The organism is Streptomyces sp. CA-294286 (assembly GCF_050947155.1).
In the GTDB taxonomy this organism is placed as follows: domain Bacteria; phylum Actinomycetota; class Actinomycetes; order Streptomycetales; family Streptomycetaceae; genus Streptomyces.
The window spans coordinates 363,339-383,082 of record NZ_CP192005.1 but is presented as its reverse complement, the minus strand read 5'-3'; the positions used below and the strand labels follow the sequence as shown (position 1 = coordinate 383,082).

Sequence of the window (19,744 nt, the reverse complement as noted above, 5' to 3'; positions counted from 1 at the left end):
GCGGTGCCTGCGGGAGTCCGTGGCGGGGGACAGGGGCACGCGGGGCCGGTGCGCGTCGGAAATACTGTCGCGGCCGGTGCAGAAAAGCCCGCAGGCGGGGCTGGAGATAATTTCCTGCGGAAACCCGCCGGCGAAATGTGGTCGTGCTGCGTCCGTTCTTCCGTGCTAGTGTCCTTCTCAGTTGCAGTTGTGGTTCCCATAGACTTCAAGCGTCCACATTCGGATCTCTTTTCGATCGGACGCTTTGTATTTCCGGTTCTCCGGACGGGGCAATCATTGCGGCGACGCGGGATCCGCACAGTGCGGGACCCGGGTACTGCCCCAAGGAGATTTGACATGGCTACTGGCACCGTGAAGTGGTTCAACGCGGAAAAGGGTTTCGGCTTCATCGAGCAGGACGGCGGCGGCGCTGACGTCTTCGCCCACTACTCGAACATCGCCGCCCAGGGCTTCCGTGAGCTCCAGGAAGGCCAGAAGGTGAACTTTGACGTCACGCAGGGCCAGAAGGGCCCGCAGGCGGAGAACATCACCCCCGCCTGATCATTCAAGGCCAGGCCTGATCGCTCAGGCCCGCCCGGCGTGACCGGGTGACGCACGACGCAGCTGGGGCCCGCACCTTGGGGTGCGGGCCCCAGCTCGCTGCATTTCTGGAGCGGTGGACCTGCGGTTCGGTGTTTCTTCCCCTCCCGCGCCACGTTCCGTCCGCCATTTCTCGTACGCCGCACGCACTCGCACAGCGGCCGTACGGCGGACATCCAGATCCTTTGGATCATGGTCGGCCGACGCCTGCGTCCGGCGGCCCCCCAGTTCTGAGAACGCGGCCCGATATCGAATGGCCGTCATTCTTTTTCGCATTTTTCCCGGCTCGTTCCTGCGATTCCACCCGGTGTTCACCCACCGCCCGGAATTCCTCGATACGTGCCGCATCGAGGAAAGGTTCCGCATGGACCGCACCACCCGTACCGCTCGCACCAACGACCGGTACTCCCGTACCCGCACCGGTGGTTCCTCCGCCGGCACCGCGGGCTCGGGCCGCGGAGGCTACCGCTCCGCCCCCGCGGGTCGCTCCCGCTCCGGTGGCTACGGACGCCGACCCGCCGCGATCCAGGGCGAGTTCGCCCTGCCGGTCTCCGTGACGCCGCCGCTGCCTGCCGTCGAGGCGTTCGCCGACCTGGAGATGCCCAGCCAGCTGCTCGCCTCGCTCGCCACGCAGGGCGTGACCGTGCCGTTCCCGATCCAGGGCGCGACGCTCCCCAACTCCCTCGCCGGACGCGACGTACTCGGCCGTGGCCGCACCGGCTCCGGCAAGACCCTCGCCTTCGGGCTGGCCCTGCTGGCCCGTACGGCAGGCAAGCGCGCCGAGCCGCGTCAGCCGCTGGCCCTCGTGCTGGTACCGACCCGTGAGCTCGCGCAGCAGGTCACCGACGCGCTCACCCCGTACGCCCGCTCCCTGCGGCTGCGGCTGGCCACCGTCGTCGGCGGCATGTCGATCGGCCGCCAGGCGCACATGCTGCGCGGCGGAGCCGAAGTCGTCGTCGCCACGCCCGGCCGGCTGAAGGACCTCATCGAGCGCCGGGACTGCGTCCTGGACCAGGTGGAGATCACCGTCCTCGACGAGGCCGACCAGATGGCAGACATGGGCTTCATGCCGCAGGTCACCGAGCTCCTCGACCAGGTGCGTCCCGGCGGCCAGCGGATGCTGTTCTCCGCGACCCTGGACCGCAACGTCGACCTGCTGGTGCGCCGCTACCTGAACGACCCGGTGGTCCACTCGGTCGACCCGTCGGCGGGCGCGGTCACCACGATGGAACACCACGTCCTGCACGTGCACGGCGCCGACAAGCACGCGGCCACCACGGAGATCGCCGCCCGGGACGGCCGGGTGATCATGTTCCTGGACACCAAGCACGCGGTCGACAAGCTCACCGACCACCTGCTCAGCAGCGGGGTACGGGCGGCGGCGCTGCACGGCGGCAAGTCCCAGCCGCAGCGCACCCGCACCCTGGAGCAGTTCAAGACCGGTCACGTGACCGTGCTGGTGGCGACCAACGTCGCCGCCCGCGGCATCCACGTCGACAACCTCGACCTGGTCGTCAACGTGGACCCGCCGAGCGACCACAAGGACTACCTGCACCGCGGCGGCCGTACCGCGCGGGCGGGGGAGTCTGGCAGCGTCGTCACGCTCGTCACGCCGAACCAGCGCCGTGACATGAGCCGCCTGATGCACGCCGCCGGCATCACCCCGCAGACCACCCAGGTGCGTGCGGGCGACGCCGAGCTGAACCGCATCACCGGCGCCCAGGCCCCCACCGGGGTACCGGTCGTCATCGCCGCGCCGGTCACCGAGAGGCCCCGCAGGGGCGGCTCCGCGTCCCGCGGCCGTCGCCGTCCCGCCCAGGCGCGGCGTGGCAGCGGTGCCCCGCAGCAGGCCGCTCCGGCCCGCCGTGCGGCCTGACCCGTACCGCCCGAACATGCTCGAAAGCTTCCCGCACCATCCCTCCCACCTTGTTGAGGCACCATGCGCGTAGTCATCGCCCGCTTCCCCTTCGAGCTGGTCAAGAGCGAGGTGCAGGACGCGATGAAGGGCATCAAGCCCGAGCCCGTCACGGGTGAGTCCGTCACCATCGGCCGCCGTACCTACCCCGTCAAGCAGGTCGGCGAGGTCATCACCCGCCAGGACCGCCGCGACTTCACCGCGAGCGAGGTGAGCCGGGCGCTGACCCGTCTCGGCTTCACCTGCCGCGACACGTTCGCCCCGGTACCGGCTCCGGTGCTCACGCCGCTGCAGAACGCGTCGAGCCTGCTGGGGTCGGCCGCACACGCCTGACCGCGACGGGTCCTCGGACCTCGCGTTACTGCCCCCGCCCGGGGTTTTGGGCGGGGGCAGAGCCATGTGCGCCGGAGGCCGGTGCGGTATGTCGCGGGGGTCAGCCCGACAGGCGGCCCAGCAGGGCCGCCGCCTCCGTGCGTGCCTGCCGCAGCCAGGCCGCACGCTGTCCGGCGCTGGAGTCCGTGACCGTACGGAACACCGTGCGGCGCACGTCGGTGACCCCGGCGTACGGCAGTACGCAGCGCGACCAGATCCGTTCCAGCGGGTCGCCGAACTCCTCCCGCTCACGGGCCTCCGGTGTGTCCGAGGTGTTCAGGACCAGCGCCCGTCCCGCACGGAGCAGACCGGCCGGCTCGCCGTCAGCACTGCCCAGCTTGTACGCCACGCCCGGCACCAGGACCCGTTGCAGCCAGCCGGTGAGGACCGCCGGCGGCATCCCCCACCAGTTCGGGTGGACGAAGACGAGGGCGTCCAGGGTGGGCAGCTCGGCCCGGTGCACGCCGACCCGGGGGTCGGCCGAGGGGCCGGACTCCCGCACTGTGTCCGTCTCGTCGGCGGGGACGACGGGGTCGAAGCCCTCCGCGCAGAGGTCGTGGGCGAGGACCTCGCAGGCGGGATCCCGGGAGCGCAGCTCGTCGACGACGGCATCGAAGAGGGCGTGGTTGAAGCTGGGGCGGCGGGGGTGGGCCAGATAGACGCCTATGCGCACGGTGCTCAACTCCTGGACGAGGCCACGGGACGGCCATTCAACCAGGGGAGGGGCAGGCCCACGGGCCTGCCCCTCCCCTCTCGGCGGAGGCCGGTGGAGCCCCGCGCACACGGAAAGGGCCCCCGCGGAGCCGGTGTGTGCCGGTTCGCGGGGGCCCTCTCGTAGGTACGACAAGCGTTACGGCAGCTGTGCCGCCCGTGCCTCGCGCCGGTTGTCCCGGAACGTGTTCACCCGTCGCGCCGTCGCGAACAGCGGGATGACCGCGCCCATGACCACCTGGAGCGCACAGCCCGTCTGAAGCAGGAGCTGACCGCCGGGAGCGTCGAAGGCCCACGCGGCCAGCATTCCCATCGCGCCCACGATCCAGCTGAGCATTGCCACCGCGAGGATTCCCCGCGGCTTGGGGTATTCGACCCGCGACACCATCAGCCACGCCACGCCGATCACGGCGAGGAGGGTGGGGATGAAGGGGAGCTCAAGGAGGACGATGGAGACGACCGTGAGCGCGCCGAAGGGGCTCGGCATGCCTTGGAACATGCCGTCCTTCATCGTGACGACCGAGAACCTCGCCAACCGCATGACCACCGCCAGCAACACCACGATCGCGGCGAGTGCCGCAACCCGCTGCTGGGCGTCGTCCGCGACCATTCCGTACACGAGCACGAAGTAGGCGGGGGCGAGCCCGAAGCTGACCAGGTCGGAGAGGTTGTCCAGTTCCGCGCCCATCGGCGAGCTGCGCAGCTTGCGGGCCACCAGCCCGTCGCACAGGTCGAAGATCGCGGCGAGGAGCATCAGGATCACGGCGGTGGCGGCGCTGTTGCGCGCCATGCCGGTCTCCTGGCTGCCCTGGAGGTGCGGAATGAGGATTCCGGTGGTGGTGAAGTACACCGCCATGAAGCCGCACGTCGCGTTGCCGAGCGTGAGGGTGTCCGCTATCGACAGCCTCATACTGAGCGGCATGTCCTCCGCGTCGTCGTCCGCGTCGGCCTCCGGAACCCAGCCGGCCTGCGTCTCGGGATCAGTCACGGTCAATTCGAGTCACCCCCGCGGTAGTGGTTTGGCCCACCTCGACCGCGACATCGACACCTTCCGGAAGGTAGATGTCCACGCGCGAACCGAAGCGGATCAGGCCGATCCGCTCGCCCTGCTCGACCTTGGTCCCCTGCGGGATGTAGGGCACGATGCGGCGGGCCACAGCCCCGGCGATCTGCACCATCTCGATGTCGCCCAGCTCGGTGTCGAAGTGCCAGACAACGCGCTCGTTGTTCTCGCTCTCCTTGTTGAACGCCGGAACGAAACCGCCGGGCACGTGCTCGACGGAGGTCACCGTGCCGGCCAGGGGCGCGCGGTTGACGTGGACGTTCAGCGGGCTCATGAAGATCGCGACGCGTGTACGTCCGTCCTTCCAGGGCATGATGCTCTGGACCACGCCATCGGCCGGCGAGATGACCCGGCCCTCGGCGATCTCGCGCTCGGGGTCGCGGAAGAACCACAGCATCCCCGCCGCGAGAGCGGTGGTGGGGACGGCTGCGGCGGCCCAGCGACCCGACTTGCGCGCCTTGGCCACGGTGAGGGCCGCGGTGGCGACGGTCGGCAGGAGCCACGGCGATGCTCCGCGCGCAAGGCGGCCCTTGGGGAGTCCCAGGGGGGAGCCATCGCGTGGTGCAGAGGTTTGGCTGTGGGGCATGGAAGACCTTCGTAGCGGATGATGCCGCGCGGTGACGGGGGACGGCGGCTTTCCGGCGATGCTATCGGTTGCGGGGCGCAACTGGGCAAGCCGGAAAGCGAGTCAGCGTCCGGAGGACGATGACAGGGTGTGATCTTCTTCGCGTCGAAATCGCCGCAAATCGAACATTCAGCCCTGGAACCGGTATTCCTCCAACAGGCGCCGCCCAATGATCATTTTCTGGATCTCGGCGGTACCTTCACCGATCAGCAGCATGGGAGCCTCGCGGTAGAGGCGCTCGATTTCGTACTCCTTCGAGAAGCCGTAGCCGCCGTGAATGCGGAACGCGTCCTCGACGACCTCTTTGCAGTACTCGGAGGCCAGGTACTTGGCCATCCCTGCTTCGAGGTCGTTTCGCTCCCCGCTGTCCTTTTTGCGTGCTGCATTTACCATCATCGCATGCGCGGCCTCGACCTTGGTGGCCATCTCGGCCAGCTTGAACTGGATCGCCTGGTGCTGGGCGATCGCCTTGCCGAAGGTGTGGCGCTGCTGGGCGTACGAGACGCCCAGTTCGAAGGCACGCTGGGCGACACCGCAACCACGGGCGGCGACGTTGACCCGCCCGACCTCTACGCCGTCCATCATTTGGTAAAACCCTCGGCCGGTGGTCCCGCCGAGCACACGATTGGCCGGAATGCGCAGGCCGTCCATGATCAGCTCGGTGGTGTCCACCCCCTTGTACCCCATTTTGTCGATCTTGCCGGGAATGGTGAGTCCCGGGCGGACCTCGCCGAAGCCCGCTTCCTTCTCCACCAGGAAGGTCGTCATCGACTTGTGCGGAGCCGTGCCCTCGGGGTGACCCTCGTCACTTCGGCACAGGACCGCGACGAGCGTGGACGTGCCGCCGTTCGTGAGCCACATCTTCTGGCCGTCGAGCACGTACTCGTCGCCGTCGCGCACGCCCTTGGAGCTGATCGCGGAGACGTCCGAGCCGAGCGCGGGCTCCGACATCGAGAACGCGCCGCGCACCTCGCCGAGTGCCATCCGCGGCAGGAAGGTGTCCTTCTGCTCCTGCGTGCCGTGCTGCTTGAGCATGTACGCCACGATGAAGTGCGTGTTGATGATGCCCGACACACTCATCCAGCCGCGGGCGATCTCCTCCACGCAGAGCGCGTACGTGAGAAGCGACTCACCCAGGCCGCCGTACTCCTCGGGGATCATCAGGCCGAAGAGGCCGAGTTCCTTGAGACCCTCGACGATCTGCGTCGGGTACTCGTCGCGGTGCTCCAACTCGGTGGCGACCGGGATGATCTCCTTGTCGACGAAGTTGCGGACGGTGGAGAGGATCTCCTGCTGCACATCGGTCAGACCGGCGGTCTGGGCGAGACGGGCCATGGCTACTTCTTCTCCTGCGTGTTGGGCTCGGAAGCGGAGGGGCCGCCCCGCAGGGGCGCCGACCGAGGGCGGTGGGGGGAGACGGGCGGGCGGCCGGGCTGCTCGCCGCCGCGCTCCTCGATGTACGTCTCGGTGGGGACCATCACCTTGCGGCGGAAGACACAGACGACCGTGCCGTCCTGCTTGTAGCCCTTGGTCTCGACGTAGACGATGCCCCGGTCGTTCTTCGACTTCGAGGGGGTCTTGTCGAGGACGACGGTCTCGCCGTAGATCGTGTCGCCGTGGAAGGTGGGCGCGATGTGCTTGAGCGACTCGACCTCCAGGTTGGCGATCGCCTTGCCCGACACGTCCGGCACGGACATGCCCAGCAAGAGGGAGTAGATGTAGTTCCCGACGACGACGTTCTTGCCGAAGTCGGTGGTCTTCTCCGCGTAGTTGCTGTCCATGTGCAGCGGGTGGTGGTTCATGGTGAGCAGGCAGAACAGGTGGTCGTCGTACTCGGTGACCGTCTTGCCGGGCCAGTGCTTGTAGACCGCGCCGACCTCGAACTCCTCGAAGGTGCGTCCGAACTGCATGGTGATCAGGCCTCCGGGGCTTCGAACTTCGAGGTGCGCTTCATGCCGGCGGCCCGGCCCTTGCCCGAGACCACGAGTGCCATCTTGCGGCTGGCCTCGTCGATCATCTCGTCGCCGAGCATCGCGGAGCCCTTCTTGCCGCCCGCCTCCGAGGTGTAGTACTCGTACGCGTCCAGGATCAGTTCCGCGTGGTCGAAGTCCTCCTGGGACGGCGAGAAGATCTCGTTCGACGCCTCCACCTGTCCCGGGTGCAGCACCCACTTGCCGTCGAAGCCGAGCGCCGCCGCACGCTTGGCGACCTCGCGGTAGCCGTCCACGTTGCGGATCTGCAGGTAGGGGCCGTCGATCGCCTGGAGGTCGTTGGCGCGGGCCGCCATCAGGATCTTCATCAGGATGTAGTGGTACGCGTCGGCGCCGTAGCCGGGCGGCTGCTCGCCGACGACCAGGGTCTTCATGTTGATCGACGCCATGAAGTCCGCCGGGCCGAAGATGATCGCCTCGGTACGCGGGGAGGCCTCGGCGATGGCGTTCACGTTGTTGAGGCCGCGCGCGTTCTCGATCTGCGCCTCGATGCCGATCCGGCCGACCTCGAAGCCCATCGTCTTCTCGATCTGGGTGAGGAGGAGGTCGAGCGCGACGATCTGCTGGGCGTCCTGCACCTTCGGCAGCATGATGCAGTCGAGGTTCGGCCCGGCGCCCTCGACGACGGTGACGACGTCGCGGTAGGTCCACTCGGTCGTCCAGTCGTTGACCCGGACCACGCGCGTCTTGCCGGTCCAGTCGCCCTCGTTGAGGAACTTGACGATGGTGTGCCGCGCCTCCGGCTTGGCGAGCGGCGCGCAGGCGTCCTCCAGGTCGAGGAAGACCTGGTCGGCGGGCAGGCCCTGGGCCTTCTCCAGGAAGCGGGGGTTCGACCCGGGGACCGCGAGGCAGGAGCGGCGGGGGCGAAGACGGTTGACGGTCATGCGGGGACCTCCAGAGGGTCGAGCTTGTTCGCTTTCCGGATCTCGTCGACGATACGGCCGATGATCTCCGTGATGCCGAAGTCCTTCGGGGTGAAGACGGCGGCGACACCCGCCCGCTTCAGCTCGGCGGCGTCGGCGTTCGGAATGATCCCGCCGACGATGACGGGAATGTCCGGGGCTCCGGCCTCCCGCAGACGCAGCAGGACGTCCGGTACCAGTTCGGCGTGCGAGCCCGACAGGATCGACAGGCCCACGCAGTGCACGTCCTCGGCCAGCGCCGCGTCCACGATCTGCTCGGGCGTGAGCCGGATCCCCTGGTAGACCACCTCGAAACCGGCGTCGCGCGCGCGGACGGCGATCTGCTCGGCCCCGTTGGAGTGTCCGTCCAGGCCGGGCTTGCCCACCAGCAGGCGCAGCCGTCCGGCTCCGATCTCCTCGGCCGTGCGCCGCACCTTCTCGCGCACGAGGGCCAGCGGCGTCCCGGGCTCGGCGGTGACCGCCACCGGTGCGCTGCTCACCCCCGTCGGGGCACGGAACTCACCGAACACGTCCCGCAGCGCCCAGGACCACTCGCCGGTGGTGACGCCCGCGCGGGCGCACTCCACGGTCGCCTCGAAGAGGTTGCCCGTGCCGGCCGCGGTGGCCTTGAGGGCGGCCAGGGACTCCTGCGCGCGCGTCTCGTCGCGGTTGTCGCGCCATTCGTGGAGCTTGGCGACCACGCGGGCCTCGTTCGCCGGGTCGACCGTCATGATCGCGGCGTCGAGATCGGCGGTGAGCGGGTTCGGCTCGGTCGTCTCGTAGACGTTGACGCCGACGATCTTCTCGTCGCCGCCCTCGATGCGGGCCCGTCGTTCGGCGTGCGAGGAGACGAGCTGCGACTTGAGGTAGCCGGACTCGACGGCGGCCATCGCGCCGCCCATCTCCTCGATGCGGCGCATCTCGGCGAGGGACTCCTCGACGAGTTCCTCCACCTTGGCCTCGACGACGTGCGAGCCCGCGAAGATGTCCTCGTACTCCAGCAGGTCGCTCTCGTGCGCCAGGACCTGCTGGATGCGCAGGGACCACTGCTGGTCCCAGGGCCTGGGGAGACCCAACGCCTCGTTCCACGCGGGAAGTTGTACGGCGCGGGCGCGGGCGTCCTTGGAGAGGGTGACGGCCAGCATCTCCAGGACGATGCGCTGGACGTTGTTCTCCGGCTGCGCCTCGGTCAGTCCCAGGGAGTTGACCTGGACGCCGTAACGGAAGCGGCGCTGCTTGGGGTTCTCGATGCCGTACCGCTCGCGCGTGACCTTCTCCCAGATGCGGCCGAAGGCGCGCATCTTGCACATCTCCTCGATGAAGCGGACGCCCGCGTTGACGAAGAAGGAGATGCGGGCGACGACCTCGCCCCTGCGCTCCTCGGGGACCTGGCCGGAGGCGAACACCGCGTCCAGGACGGCGATCGCCGTGGACATCGCGTAGCTGATCTCCTGGACCGGGGTGGCCCCGGCCTCCTGGAGGTGGTAGCTGCAGATGTTGATCGGGTTCCACTTGGGGATGCGGTTGACCGTGTACGTGATCATGTCGGTGGTCAGCCGCAGGGAGGGGCCGGGCGGGAAGACGTGCGTCCCGCGCGACAGGTACTCCTTGACGATGTCGTTCTGCGTCGTCCCCTGGAGCTTCGTCGGGTCGGCGCCCTGTTCCTCGGCGACCACCTGGTAGAGGGCCAGCAGCCACATGGCGGTGGCGTTGATGGTCATCGAGGTGTTCATCTGCTCCAGCGGGATGTCCTGGAACAGCCGCCGCATGTCGCCGAGGTGGGACACCGGGACCCCGACCCGGCCGACCTCGCCGCGGGCGAGGACGTGGTCGGGGTCGTAGCCGGTCTGGGTGGGCAGGTCGAAGGCCACCGAGAGGCCGGTCTGGCCCTTGGCGAGATTGCGCCGGTACAGCTCGTTGGACGCCTCGGCGGTCGAGTGACCGGCGTAGGTCCGCATGAGCCAGGGGCGGTCCTTCTTGCGCTCAGTCATGTGACTCAGACATTCCGGAAGCGGTTGATGGCGTCGAGGTGCGTCTCGCGCATCTCGTGGTTGCGGACGCCGAGTCCCTCGCGCGGGGCGAGCGCCAGCACGCCGACCTTGCCCTGGTGGAGGTTGCGGTGGACGTCGTACGCGGCCTGGCCGGTGTCCTCCAGGGAGTACACCTTGGACAGCGTCGGGTGGATCTTGCCCTTGGCGATCAGACGGTTGGCCTCCCACGCCTCGCGGTAGTTCGCGAAGTGCGAGCCGATGATCCTCTTCAGCGACATCCACAGGTAGCGGTTGTCGTACTCGTGGTTGTAGCCGGACGTCGAGGCGCAGGTGACGATGGTGCCGCCCTTGCGGGTGACGTACACGCTCGCGCCGAAGGTCTCCCGGCCCGGGTGCTCGAAGACGATGTCGACGTCCTCGCCGCCGGTGAGCTCGCGGATGCGCTTGCCGAAGCGCTTCCACTCGCGCGGGTCCTGCTCGTGCTCGTTCTTCCAGAACTTGTAACCCTCGGCGTTGCGGTCGATGATCGCGTCCGCGCCCATCGCCCGGCAGATGTCCGCCTTCTGGTCGCTGGAGACGACGCAGATCGGGTTCGCGCCGCCGGCCAGGGCGAACTGCGTGGCGTAGGAGCCGAGTCCGCCGCTCGCGCCCCAGATCAGGACGTTGTCGCCCTGCTTCATGCCGGCGCCGTTGCGCGAGACCAGCTGGCGGTACGCGGTGGAGTTGACCAGTCCCGGGGACGCGGCCTCCTCCCAGCTGAGGTGGTCGGGCTTCGGCATGAGCTGGTTGGACTTCACCAGGGCGATCTCGGCGAGGCCGCCGAAGTTCGTCTCGAAGCCCCAGATCCGCTGCTCCGGGTCGAGCATCGTGTCGTTGTGGCCGTCGCTGGACTCCAGCTCGACGGACAGACAGTGCGCGACGACCTCGTCACCGGGGTTCCACGCGTTCACGCCGGGGCCCGTGCGCAGCACGACACCAGCCAGGTCGGAACCGATGATGTGGTACGGCAGGTCGTGACGCTTCGTCAACTCGCTGAGTCGGCCGTAGCGTTCGAGGAAGCTGAAGGTCGAGACCGGCTCGAAGATCGAGGTCCAGACCGAGTTGTAGTTGACCGAACTGGCCATGACCGCCACCAGGGCCTCGCCCGGTCCGAGTTCCGGCACCGGCACGTCGTCCAGGTGGATCGACTTGCGCGGGTCCTTCTCGCGGGTGGTGAGCCCTTCGAACATCTCCGTCTCGTCCTTGTGCACGGTGATCGCGCGGTACGACTCGGGAACGGCGAGAGCGGCGAAGTCGGCGGCAGTCGCTTCCTGCGACTGGATCGCGTCCAGGATTTCCTTCACGGGAGGCCTCCGGCGGAGCTCGGTCTTGAGGGAGTGAGGGTGTGGAGCGTGAGGTGGAGGTGTGCCGTCGGTTCGGCGGTGCTGCGGGTGGTGCGGCGGCGCGGGGGGCTTCACTTCGTTCCGCCTTTGCTCGTGACAAAGACCTCGGAGGCGAAGCGTTGCGCGAAAGGTGCCTGTGACGCAGGCGTCCGGGCGCGCACACCCGGCGGTGTGCGGGGACAGCCGGCGTACGAAAGGTCTCTGCACGCCGGCCGCCCGGACGACTTCAACGTATGGCACCCCGTGACAAGTGACAAGGCACTGAGTGCCAACAATTTCCTACAGAGATGCTCTCACTCCTTCCTGACCTGCGCATATGAGCGATGATCGATCGGCGTGTGTCCGATCGGCCCGTATTGGCATACGGAAAAGGCCGCCCCCGGGGTCGGGGACGGCCTTCTTCGTGGCGTGCGTCTCAGCGCTGCTTCAGCGCCTCCTCGATCGTGCGCATGACCTCGTCCAGCGGTGCGTCGGTGCGGGCCACCGCGACCAGCACCTCGCCGTTCGTGTGCACCGTCGTCTCCGCGGCGGCGGGCTCCGGCCTCGCGCTGCGGCCCGCGCCGATGCCCGAGCCGAAGGTGTCGCGGACGATCGCGAAGGCGTGGTCGAGCTGGGTCTCCACGTCCCCCTGGCCGCCCGCCCGCAGCCAGCGGCGCAGGACGTGGTTGTGCGCGGTCACGACCGCCGACGCGGCCACCTCCGCGAGCAGCGGGTCGTCGTTGCCGGGCTGGTGGTCGTGCTCGTCGAAGTGTCCGAGCAGGTAGCGGGTGAAGAGGCGCTCGTAGCGGGCCACCGAGGCGATCTCCGCCTCGCGCAGGGTGGGCACCTCGCGCGTCAGCTTGTAGCGGGCCACGGAGACGGCCGGAGCCGCCGCGTACATCCGCATGACCTCCTTGATGCCGCGGCACACGGTGTCGAGCGGGTGCTCGTGCGGGGGAGCGGCCTGCAGGACCGCCTCCGCCCGGACCAGGGTGTCGTCGTGGTCCGGGAAGATCGCCTCCTCCTTCGAACGGAAGTGGCGGAAGAAGGTCCGGCGGGCGACGCCGCCGGCCGCGGCGATCTCGTCGACCGTGGTCGCCTCGTACCCCTTCGTCGCGAAGAGCTCCATCGCGGCGGCCGACAGCTCACGGCGCATCTTGAGGCGCTGGGCCGCCGCGCGGGTGCCCGCGGCACTTTCCGGGGCGTCGGGCGCAGAGGTCGTACGAGAAGTCCTGGGGGCCTGGGGCATGCCCTGAACGTAACCCATCCGCGCAGGGGGCCGCGCCTGCGGGGGCGGGCTGCCGACTCCTGCCAGCAGCCCGCCCCAGCCAGGCCCGCCCGCCTGCCTACCGGCGCGCATACTCCCGGAAGCCGCGCCCGGTCTTGCGGCCCAGGCAGCCCGCCGCGACCAGGTGCTCCAGCAGCGGCGCGGGCGCCAGGCCCGGGTCGCGGAACTCGCGGTGCAGGACCTGCTCGATGGCGAGCGAGACGTCCAGGCCGACCACGTCCAGGAGTTCGAACGGCCCCATCGGGTAGCCGCCGCCCAGCTTCATCGCCGCGTCGATGTCGTCCAGCGTCGCGTAGTGCTCCTGGACCATCTTGATCGCGTTGTTCAGGTACGGGAAGAGGAGGGCGTTCACGATGAATCCGGCCCGGTCGCCGCAGTCCACCGGGTGCTTGCGGATCCTCGTGGTGAGGTCGCGCACGGTGGCGTGCACGTCGTCGGCCGTGAGGACCGTGCGGACGATCTCCACGAGCTTCATCGCCGGGGCCGGGTTGAAGAAGTGCATCCCGACGACGTCCTCGGGCCGCGAGGTGGCGCGGGCGCAGGCGACCACGGGCAGCGAGGAGGTGGTGGTGGCCAGGATCGCGCCCGGCTTGCAGACCTTGTCGAACGCGGCGAACAGCTGCTGCTTGACCGCGAGATCCTCGGCGACGGCCTCCAGCGCCAGGTCCACGTCCGCGAGGGCGTCCAGGGAGCCCGCCGGGGTGATCCGCCCGAGCGCCTCGTCACGGGCCTCGGCGGTCATCCTGCCCTTGTCGACGGAGCGCGAGAGCGACGTGTGGACGCGGGCCTTGGCGGCGTCCGCCTTCTCCTGGCCGCGGGCCACCAGGACGACCCCGTACCCGGCCTTGGCGAAGACCTCGGCGATGCCGGAGGCCATCGTTCCGGAGCCCGCGACGCCGACGGTGCGGATCTCGCGGCCGGTGGTCAGCGGCGGAGCCTCCAGGGGCGTCAGCGCGTCCCGCACGACCGTGCCGCTGCCCGCCTCCTCGTACGTGTAGAAGCCGCGGCCCGCCTTGCGGCCGGTCAGCCCGGCCTCGCTGAGCTGCTTGAGGATCGGCGCGGGGGCGTGCAGCCGGTCGTGCGACTCCGCGTACATCGCCTCCAGGACCGTGCGGGCGGTGTCGATGCCGATCAGGTCCAGGAGGGCGAGCGGCCCCATCGGAAGGCCGCAGCCGAGCCGCATCGCGGCGTCGATGTCCTCGCGGGAGGCGTACTTGGACTCGTACATCGCGGCTGCCTGGTTGAGGTAGCCGAACAGCAGCCCGTCCGCGACGAAGCCGGGGCGGTCGCCGACCGCGACCGGCTCCTTGCCCAGGTCGTGCGCCAGGTCGGTGACGGCGGCGACGGCCGTCGGGGCGGTGAGGACCGAGGAGACGACCTCCACGAGCTTCATCGCCGGGGCCGGGTTGAAGAAGTGCATGCCCAACACCCGCTCGGGGCGCGCCGAGTCGGCGGCGAGCCGGGTCACCGAGAGCGCGTTGGTGCCGGTGGCGAGGATGGTGTCCGGGCGGACGAGGGCGTCCAGCTCGCGGAAGACCTGGTGCTTGACCTCGTACGACTCCGGAACGACCTCGATGACGAGGTCCGCGTCGGCCGCCGCCGACAGTTCGACGGAGGTGCGGAACCGGGCGAGGATCTCGGCCCGCTCGACCGCGTCCAGCCGCTCCTTGCGCACCGAGCGGGCCGTGGACGCTTCGAGGGCGGCGACCGCCTGGTGGACGGCGGCGGTGCTGATGTCGATGCCGATGACCGTGCGGCCGGCGCGGGCCAGCACCTCGGCGATGCCGGTGCCCATCGTGCCCAGGCCGACGACGGCGACGGTGCGCAGGGAGGAGAGAGGGGTGGTGGAGGCAGGGATGTCCATCACGGGACTCCAGAGGAAGAAGGTGACGACTGAAGGGGGGCGTCTGCGAGCGGACCCGGTCCACGGGAGGACGGGTCGAACGGGAGGACGGACGCCGACGCACAGGAAGTGCGCGGACGCCACGTGCCGTACCGGGTGGAGGATTGCGGCGGGCCCTGTCCCGGGCCCTGCCGTACGCGTACCGAAACGCCGAACCGACTGAACTTCTCCGTGCCGCGCGGGCCCGGAGTACCCCCTCGTGGCGGCTGCGTCACCAGGCCGCCAAGAGTTGATCGTGCAGCGGGTGTTGAGCCCTGTGGTGGGGGCGACCCGCTCACTTGAGACTAACCGGCGAGTAACGAGCGCGCCAGCCCCCGACGGGCGCCCCCGCATGTGATCCACGTCGCGTCCGCGGGCCACGGGCTGGCTAGGCTGACGCCCATGGACGAGGAACTGCGGTCCCTGATCGACCGGCTGGGCGAGGAAGCGGAGGGCGCCGAGGAGTCCGCGGCGTACGAACGGCTGATCGCGACGGAGGACCAGGAGGTACTGGTCCGTGTCCTCACCGAACCCCAACAGCCCCTCTGGGCACGTGAGATCGCCGCCTTCCGGCTGGGCCTCGCCGGGGACCGGCGGGCCTTCGAAGCACTGGTCCTGCTGCTCAACCACCGGGACCCGGAACGGTGCGTGTCCGCCGCGTACGCCCTGGCCCGGCTCGGCGACCCGCGCACCGCCCGCGCCGCCGCGGCCCTCGCCACCAACACCATGCGCACCGCGTACGCCCTGCATCCGGTGCGGCTGCTGACCGAACTGCGGGCCCCGGAGTCCGTACCGGCGCTCATCACCACCCTGCGCGGACTGCTCGCGCCGGGCGAGCCGCACTGGCGGGTGGCGCTGGCCTGCGTGGAGGGCCTGGGGCAGCTGCGGGACGCACGGGCGCGCCCGGTACTGGAGGCGGCGCTGGGTCAGCCGAGGCTGCGCGCGGCAGCCGCCGCCTCGCTGAGCCGGCTCGTGTAGCGCACCTCGGGCACGAGGGCGCCGTCCAGCTCGAACGGCTCCTCGACACCGTCGCAGACGAAACCGGCCTTCTCGTAGAAGCGGCGGGCGCGGTCGTTCCGTGCGAGCACCCACAGGCTCAGCGAGGTGAACCCGGCGGCGCGCGCACCGGCGACGCACGCGGTCGTCAGGGCGCGACCCGCTCCGCAGGACAGGTGGTCGGGACGTACGTACAGGGCGTAGAGCTCGGCGTGCGCGGGTCGGGCCGGTTCGCCGTCCGTCCGGTACGGGCCCCAGCAGGCCCAGCCGACGACCTCGCCCGCTCGCTCGGCGACCAGGTTCACGGTGCCGGGGCCCGCGGCGCCGAACTGCGTGCGGCGCAACTCCGTCTCCCGGTCGAGGTCCAGTGCGTCGAGGTGCGACTGCGGTACGAGTCCGGCGTAGGCGTGCTGCCAGCCGAGGACCCGTACGGCGGCCACGGCCGCGCAGTCGGCGAACGTCATCGGCCGGAGGAGGGGAGTGGATGCGTCGTGGGCCATGGCGGCACGGTAGACGCCGCGCGGCCCGGCGGTCCTCCGGTTTTCGGGGCGGCCCCGGGCCGACCGTCCCGTCACCCCGGGCCGAGCCGGCGGGGTCCGGGCGGCTCGGGATGGGGATGCGGCGGGCTCGGGCGCCGCGGGCCGGGCCGATTCCGTGCGCGGTCACCCGTTCGTGGACGACACGGGCGAGGCGTCGCTGGTGCCGGACCGGGCCGTGGGGTGCTTGGCCGACCGGCGGGTTCCCGCGCGTGGACGCCGCCTTGGCGGTACGGACCGCGACGGGAACCCATGCCCTGCTCGGTGGCACGACCCGGATTGTGACGCTCGCCCCCGAGGTGGTTGGGTGAGCGCAGCCACCCGGAGAACCGACTACTGGAGGAAGAGGCATGGCGCAGGTAGAGGCCACGACCGAGCGGATCATCGCGGCGGATGCGGAGACGGTGTTCGACACGCTGGCCGACTACAGCGGCACGCGCGAAAAGCTCCTGCCCGGACACTACAGCGAGTACGAGGTGCGCGAGGGCGGCGACGGCGAGGGCACCCTCGTCCACTGGAAGCTCCAGGCCACCAGCAAGCGCGTCCGGGACTGTCTGCTGGAGGTCACCGAGCCGACCGACGGCCGGCTCGTGGAGAAGGACCGCAACTCTTCCATGGTCACCACCTGGACGGTCACCCCGGCCGGGGAGGGCTCGTCCAAGGCCGTCGTCACGTCCGTGTGGACCGGAGCCACCGGCATCGGAGGGTTCTTCGAAAGGACCTTCGCGCCCAAGGGACTCGCCCGCATCCACGACGAGCTGCTGGCCAACCTCGCGAACGAGGTCGAGAAGTAACTGCGCCCACCCCGGCGGCCGTTACGGGCAGGTCCGCCACTCACCGGTTCGAGTGGTCTTCCGTGACGGCCGGTTGTGCGTCGTAAGGGCTCCCACCGGCGCACATGCCCACCCCGCGGCTGTCGCGCGTCAACCGTCGTGCTTGCCCCGCCTTGTCGTCGAATGCGACAAATGGGCGGAGCAGGCGCGACGAGGCGGCGCGACGAAGGGGAGCGGGAACGTGGGCGGCAGCACTCTGGTCGAGGACGGCAGGGACGCGCCACACCCCGGCCACCTGCCCGCCGGGACACCGGCGTTCGAGAAGAGGCGCGGCCGTCCGGCGCCGGATGCGGAGCATCGGGAGGACCCGCCGGGACCGTACGGCAGCCCCCGCCGGGTCCGGCTCGTCTTCTGCGGGCTGATGCTCGCGCTGCTGCTCGCCGCGCTGGAGCAGATGATCATCGCCACCGCCCTGCCCGCGATCGTCGGCGACCTCCAGGGCCTGGACCGGATGTCCTGGGCGATCACCGCGTACCTGCTGACCTCCACCATCGGGCTGCCGGTCTACGGCAAACTCGGCGACCTCTTCGGCCGCAAGGGCGTCTTCCTCTTCGCCGTCGTCGTCTTCGTCGTCGGCTCCGCGCTGGCCGGCTGGTCCCGGACGATGGACCAGCTCATCGCCTTCCGCGCGCTCCAGGGAGCGGGCGCGGGCGGGCTCATGATCGGCGTGCAGGCGATCGTCGCGGACCTCGTGCCGCCCCGTCGGCGCGGCCGCTTCATGGGCCTCATCGGGGCCGCCTTCGGACTCGCCTCGGTGGCCGGACCGCTGCTCGGCGGCTTCTTCACCGACCACGCCTCCTGGCGCTGGTGCTTCTACATCAACGTCCCGTTCGGCCTGCTCACCTTCGCCGTCGTCGCCGTCGTCCTGAAACTCCCGAAGCCCGCCGTCCGACCGCGCCTGGACCTCATGGGCGCCGCACTGCTCGCCGCCGCGTCGACCTGCCTGGTCCTGCTGACCAGTTGGGGCGGCACGGAGTACGCGTGGGACTCCCGGGTGATCCTCGGGCTCGCGGCGGGCGCAGCCGGAACGTCCCTGCTCTTCGTGGTCGTCGAGTACCACGCCGCCGAACCGCTCATCCCGCTGCGGCTGTTCCGCGACTCGGTCTTCAATGTCACCGGACTCGTGGGAGCCGTCGTCGGCGTCGCCCTCTTCGGCGCGGCGAGCTACCTCCCCACCTTCCTCCAGATGGTCGACGGCGCGAGCGCCACCGAGTCCGGGCTGCTCATGCTGCCGATGATGGGCGGCGTCGTCCTCGCCTCGATCGTCTCCGGCCAGCTCATCAGCGCCACCGGCCACTACCGCGTGTACCCGGTCGTCGGCTGCGCGCTGTCGGCGGTCGGGATGTGGCTGCTGTCCCGGCTGGAGCGGGGCACGCCGCAGCTCGACTACAGCATCTGGATGGCGGTGCTCGGCGTCGGCGTCGGGCTGGTCCTGCCGGTGCTGGTGCTCGTCGTACAGAACTCCGTGCGTCCGGGCGACCTCGGCACCGCCACCAGCGCCCACACCTACTTCCGTCACATGGGCGGCTCCCTCGGCGCCGCGGTCTTCGGCACGCTCTTCGCCGGGCGGCTCGTCGACGCGCTCGCCGATTCGCTGCCGGCCGGCGTCGCTCTGCCCGACGCCTCCTCCCTCACTCCGCAGCTGGTGCACTCGATGCCGCCGCTGCTGCGCGACGTCTACGTCGAGGCGTACGCGGCGGCCATGCCGCGCCTCTTCCTCTACTTGGTTCCGGTGCTCGTGCTCGGCCTGCTCATCGCCTGCTTCCTCAAGGAGAAACCGCTGGTGTCCGCGCAGAACGCCCCCTCCGCCGTGGCCGCCGAGCCCGCCGTCCCGTACCCGCTGCCCGCGCCCCACCTCCCGCTGCCCGCACAGCAGTCGGGCGGCCTGCCGGTCCGGGGCACCGTCCGGCACCACGGCGGCAGCGCCGTGCCGCGGGCGGCCCTCACCCTCATCGACGTGGCGGGCCAACAGGTCGGGCGGGGCGCGAGCGGCTCCGACGGGCGGTACGCGCTCAGCGTGCGCGGTCCCGGGGCGTACGTACTGATCGTGGCGGCCGACGGGTACCAGCCGCAGGCCGTCACGGTGACCGTGGGGGAGCGGCCGGTCGAGCTGGACGTGGTCCTCGGCGGCGCGGGGCGCCTGGCCGGGTCCGTCGTCGGCGGCGACGGGAATCCCGTACGGGACGCGGCCGTCACCCTCACCGACGGCCGCGGCGAGGTCGTCGCTTCCACGAGGAGCGGGCGCGCGGGGGAGTACGTCCTGCCGGACCTGCTGGCCGGCGAGTACACGCTCGCCGCCAGCGCGCCCGAGCACCGGCCGACCGCGCTGCCGGTGAGCGTGCGGTCCTCCGGCGAGACCCGGCAGGACATCGGGCTGACCGGGGGCGCGGTACTGAGCGGCACGGTGCGGGCGAACGGGGAACGGCCGGTGGACGACGCCCGGGTGACGCTGCTCGACGAGGCGGGCAACGTGCTGGACACCCTCACCACCGGGCCGGACGGCGCCTTCCGCTTCGCCTACCTGTCCTGCGGCGAGTACACCGTCATCGCGGCCGGCTACCCGCCGCTGGCGACCGTGCTCCGGGTGACGGGCGACGACCGCACGGAACGTGACCTCCGACTCGGCCACGAGGACTGAGAGCCGCCCCTCGGCGGACGGCGGACTCCCGTACGGACGGAGCCCCGCGCACGGACCCCGG

17 protein-coding genes are annotated in these 19,744 nt (G+C 70.3%); 6 read left to right on the top strand and 11 right to left on the bottom strand.

Annotation, left to right across the window (positions count from 1 at the left end):
• The first annotated feature begins 336 nt into the window (after positions 1–336).
• The 3 genes from ACQPZG_RS06985 to ACQPZG_RS06975 all read left to right on the top strand — a co-directional run bounded on the left by ACQPZG_RS06985 (position 337) and on the right by ACQPZG_RS06975 (position 2,827).
• Entirely contained in the window at positions 337–540 is a 204-nt protein-coding gene (locus ACQPZG_RS06985; RefSeq protein WP_069572018.1) for a cold-shock protein, read from the top strand.
• Between the two features lie 403 nt (positions 541–943).
• Positions 944–2,455 carry a DEAD/DEAH box helicase gene (locus tag ACQPZG_RS06980; protein WP_433544952.1) on the top strand — a complete coding sequence of 504 codons (1,512 nt, stop codon included), beginning with the start codon at positions 944–946 and terminating at the stop codon, positions 2,453–2,455.
• 63 nt (positions 2,456–2,518) lie between these two features.
• Positions 2,519–2,827, top strand: a complete 309-nt coding sequence (locus tag ACQPZG_RS06975) for an SCO5918 family protein (protein WP_433544951.1) — start codon at positions 2,519–2,521, stop codon at positions 2,825–2,827.
• A gap of 100 nt (positions 2,828–2,927) precedes the next feature.
• On the opposite strand, the gene ACQPZG_RS06970 is transcribed toward ACQPZG_RS06975, so the two are convergent.
• From ACQPZG_RS06970 to ACQPZG_RS06925, 10 genes are all read right to left on the bottom strand, one after another.
• Positions 2,928–3,539 carry an NAD(P)H-dependent oxidoreductase gene (locus ACQPZG_RS06970; protein ID WP_433549291.1) on the bottom strand — a complete coding sequence of 204 codons (612 nt, stop codon included), beginning with the start codon at positions 3,537–3,539 and terminating at the stop codon, positions 2,928–2,930.
• Positions 3,540–3,716: 177 nt separating this feature from the next.
• Positions 3,717–4,571, bottom strand: a complete 855-nt coding sequence (pssA, locus tag ACQPZG_RS06965) for a CDP-diacylglycerol--serine O-phosphatidyltransferase (protein WP_433544950.1) — start codon at positions 4,569–4,571, stop codon at positions 3,717–3,719.
• Positions 4,558–5,226, bottom strand: a complete 669-nt coding sequence (locus tag ACQPZG_RS06960; protein ID WP_433544949.1) for a phosphatidylserine decarboxylase — start codon at positions 5,224–5,226, stop codon at positions 4,558–4,560. Before ACQPZG_RS06960 ends, pssA begins: the two co-directional genes overlap by 14 nt.
• 168 nt (positions 5,227–5,394) lie before the next feature.
• Positions 5,395–6,600 carry an acyl-CoA dehydrogenase family protein gene (locus tag ACQPZG_RS06955; protein ID WP_433544948.1) on the bottom strand — a complete coding sequence of 402 codons (1,206 nt, stop codon included), beginning with the start codon at positions 6,598–6,600 and terminating at the stop codon, positions 5,395–5,397.
• Between the two features lie 2 nt (positions 6,601–6,602).
• Positions 6,603–7,175 (bottom strand): MaoC family dehydratase, encoded by a 573-nt coding sequence (locus ACQPZG_RS06950; protein ID WP_433544947.1) that lies wholly within the window; start codon positions 7,173–7,175, stop codon positions 6,603–6,605.
• A 5-nt stretch (positions 7,176–7,180) separates the two neighbouring features.
• The gene (locus ACQPZG_RS06945) at positions 7,181–8,140 is read right to left on the bottom strand and encodes an HpcH/HpaI aldolase/citrate lyase family protein (RefSeq protein WP_433544946.1); all 960 of its coding nucleotides are present in this window, start codon (positions 8,138–8,140) and stop codon (positions 7,181–7,183) included.
• Positions 8,137–10,149, bottom strand: coding sequence for a protein meaA (locus ACQPZG_RS06940; RefSeq protein WP_433544945.1), 2,013 nt, complete (start codon positions 10,147–10,149; stop codon positions 8,137–8,139). The genes ACQPZG_RS06945 and ACQPZG_RS06940 overlap by 4 nt, the downstream gene beginning before the upstream one ends.
• 5 nt (positions 10,150–10,154) lie before the next feature.
• The gene (ccrA, locus tag ACQPZG_RS06935) at positions 10,155–11,492 is read right to left on the bottom strand and encodes a crotonyl-CoA carboxylase/reductase (protein ID WP_433544944.1); all 1,338 of its coding nucleotides are present in this window, start codon (positions 11,490–11,492) and stop codon (positions 10,155–10,157) included.
• Between the two features lie 454 nt (positions 11,493–11,946).
• A complete protein-coding gene (locus tag ACQPZG_RS06930; RefSeq protein WP_433544943.1) occupies positions 11,947–12,777 on the bottom strand; it encodes a TetR family transcriptional regulator in 831 nt (276 codons plus the stop codon).
• A gap of 79 nt (positions 12,778–12,856) precedes the next feature.
• On the bottom strand, positions 12,857–14,662 hold the full coding sequence (locus ACQPZG_RS06925; protein WP_433544942.1) for a 3-hydroxyacyl-CoA dehydrogenase family protein: 1,806 nt from the start codon (positions 14,660–14,662) through the stop codon (positions 12,857–12,859).
• 420 nt (positions 14,663–15,082) lie between these two features.
• Here ACQPZG_RS06925 and ACQPZG_RS06920 point away from each other — a divergent pair, with 420 nt between their 5' ends.
• Positions 15,083–15,658 (top strand): adenylosuccinate lyase, encoded by a 576-nt coding sequence (locus ACQPZG_RS06920; protein ID WP_433544941.1) that lies wholly within the window; start codon positions 15,083–15,085, stop codon positions 15,656–15,658.
• On the opposite strand, the gene ACQPZG_RS06915 is transcribed toward ACQPZG_RS06920, so the two are convergent.
• A complete protein-coding gene (locus ACQPZG_RS06915; protein WP_433544940.1) occupies positions 15,607–16,176 on the bottom strand; it encodes an N-acetyltransferase family protein in 570 nt (189 codons plus the stop codon). The genes ACQPZG_RS06920 and ACQPZG_RS06915 overlap by 52 nt on opposite strands.
• Positions 16,177–16,562: 386 nt before the next feature.
• On the opposite strand from ACQPZG_RS06915, the gene ACQPZG_RS06910 reads away from it, so the two are divergent.
• Positions 16,563–17,006, top strand: a complete 444-nt coding sequence (locus ACQPZG_RS06910) for an SRPBCC family protein (RefSeq protein WP_433544939.1) — start codon at positions 16,563–16,565, stop codon at positions 17,004–17,006.
• 220 nt (positions 17,007–17,226) lie between these two features.
• Entirely contained in the window at positions 17,227–19,683 is a 2,457-nt protein-coding gene (locus ACQPZG_RS06905; RefSeq protein ID WP_433544938.1) for an MFS transporter, read from the top strand.
• Positions 19,684–19,744: the final 61 nt, after the last annotated feature.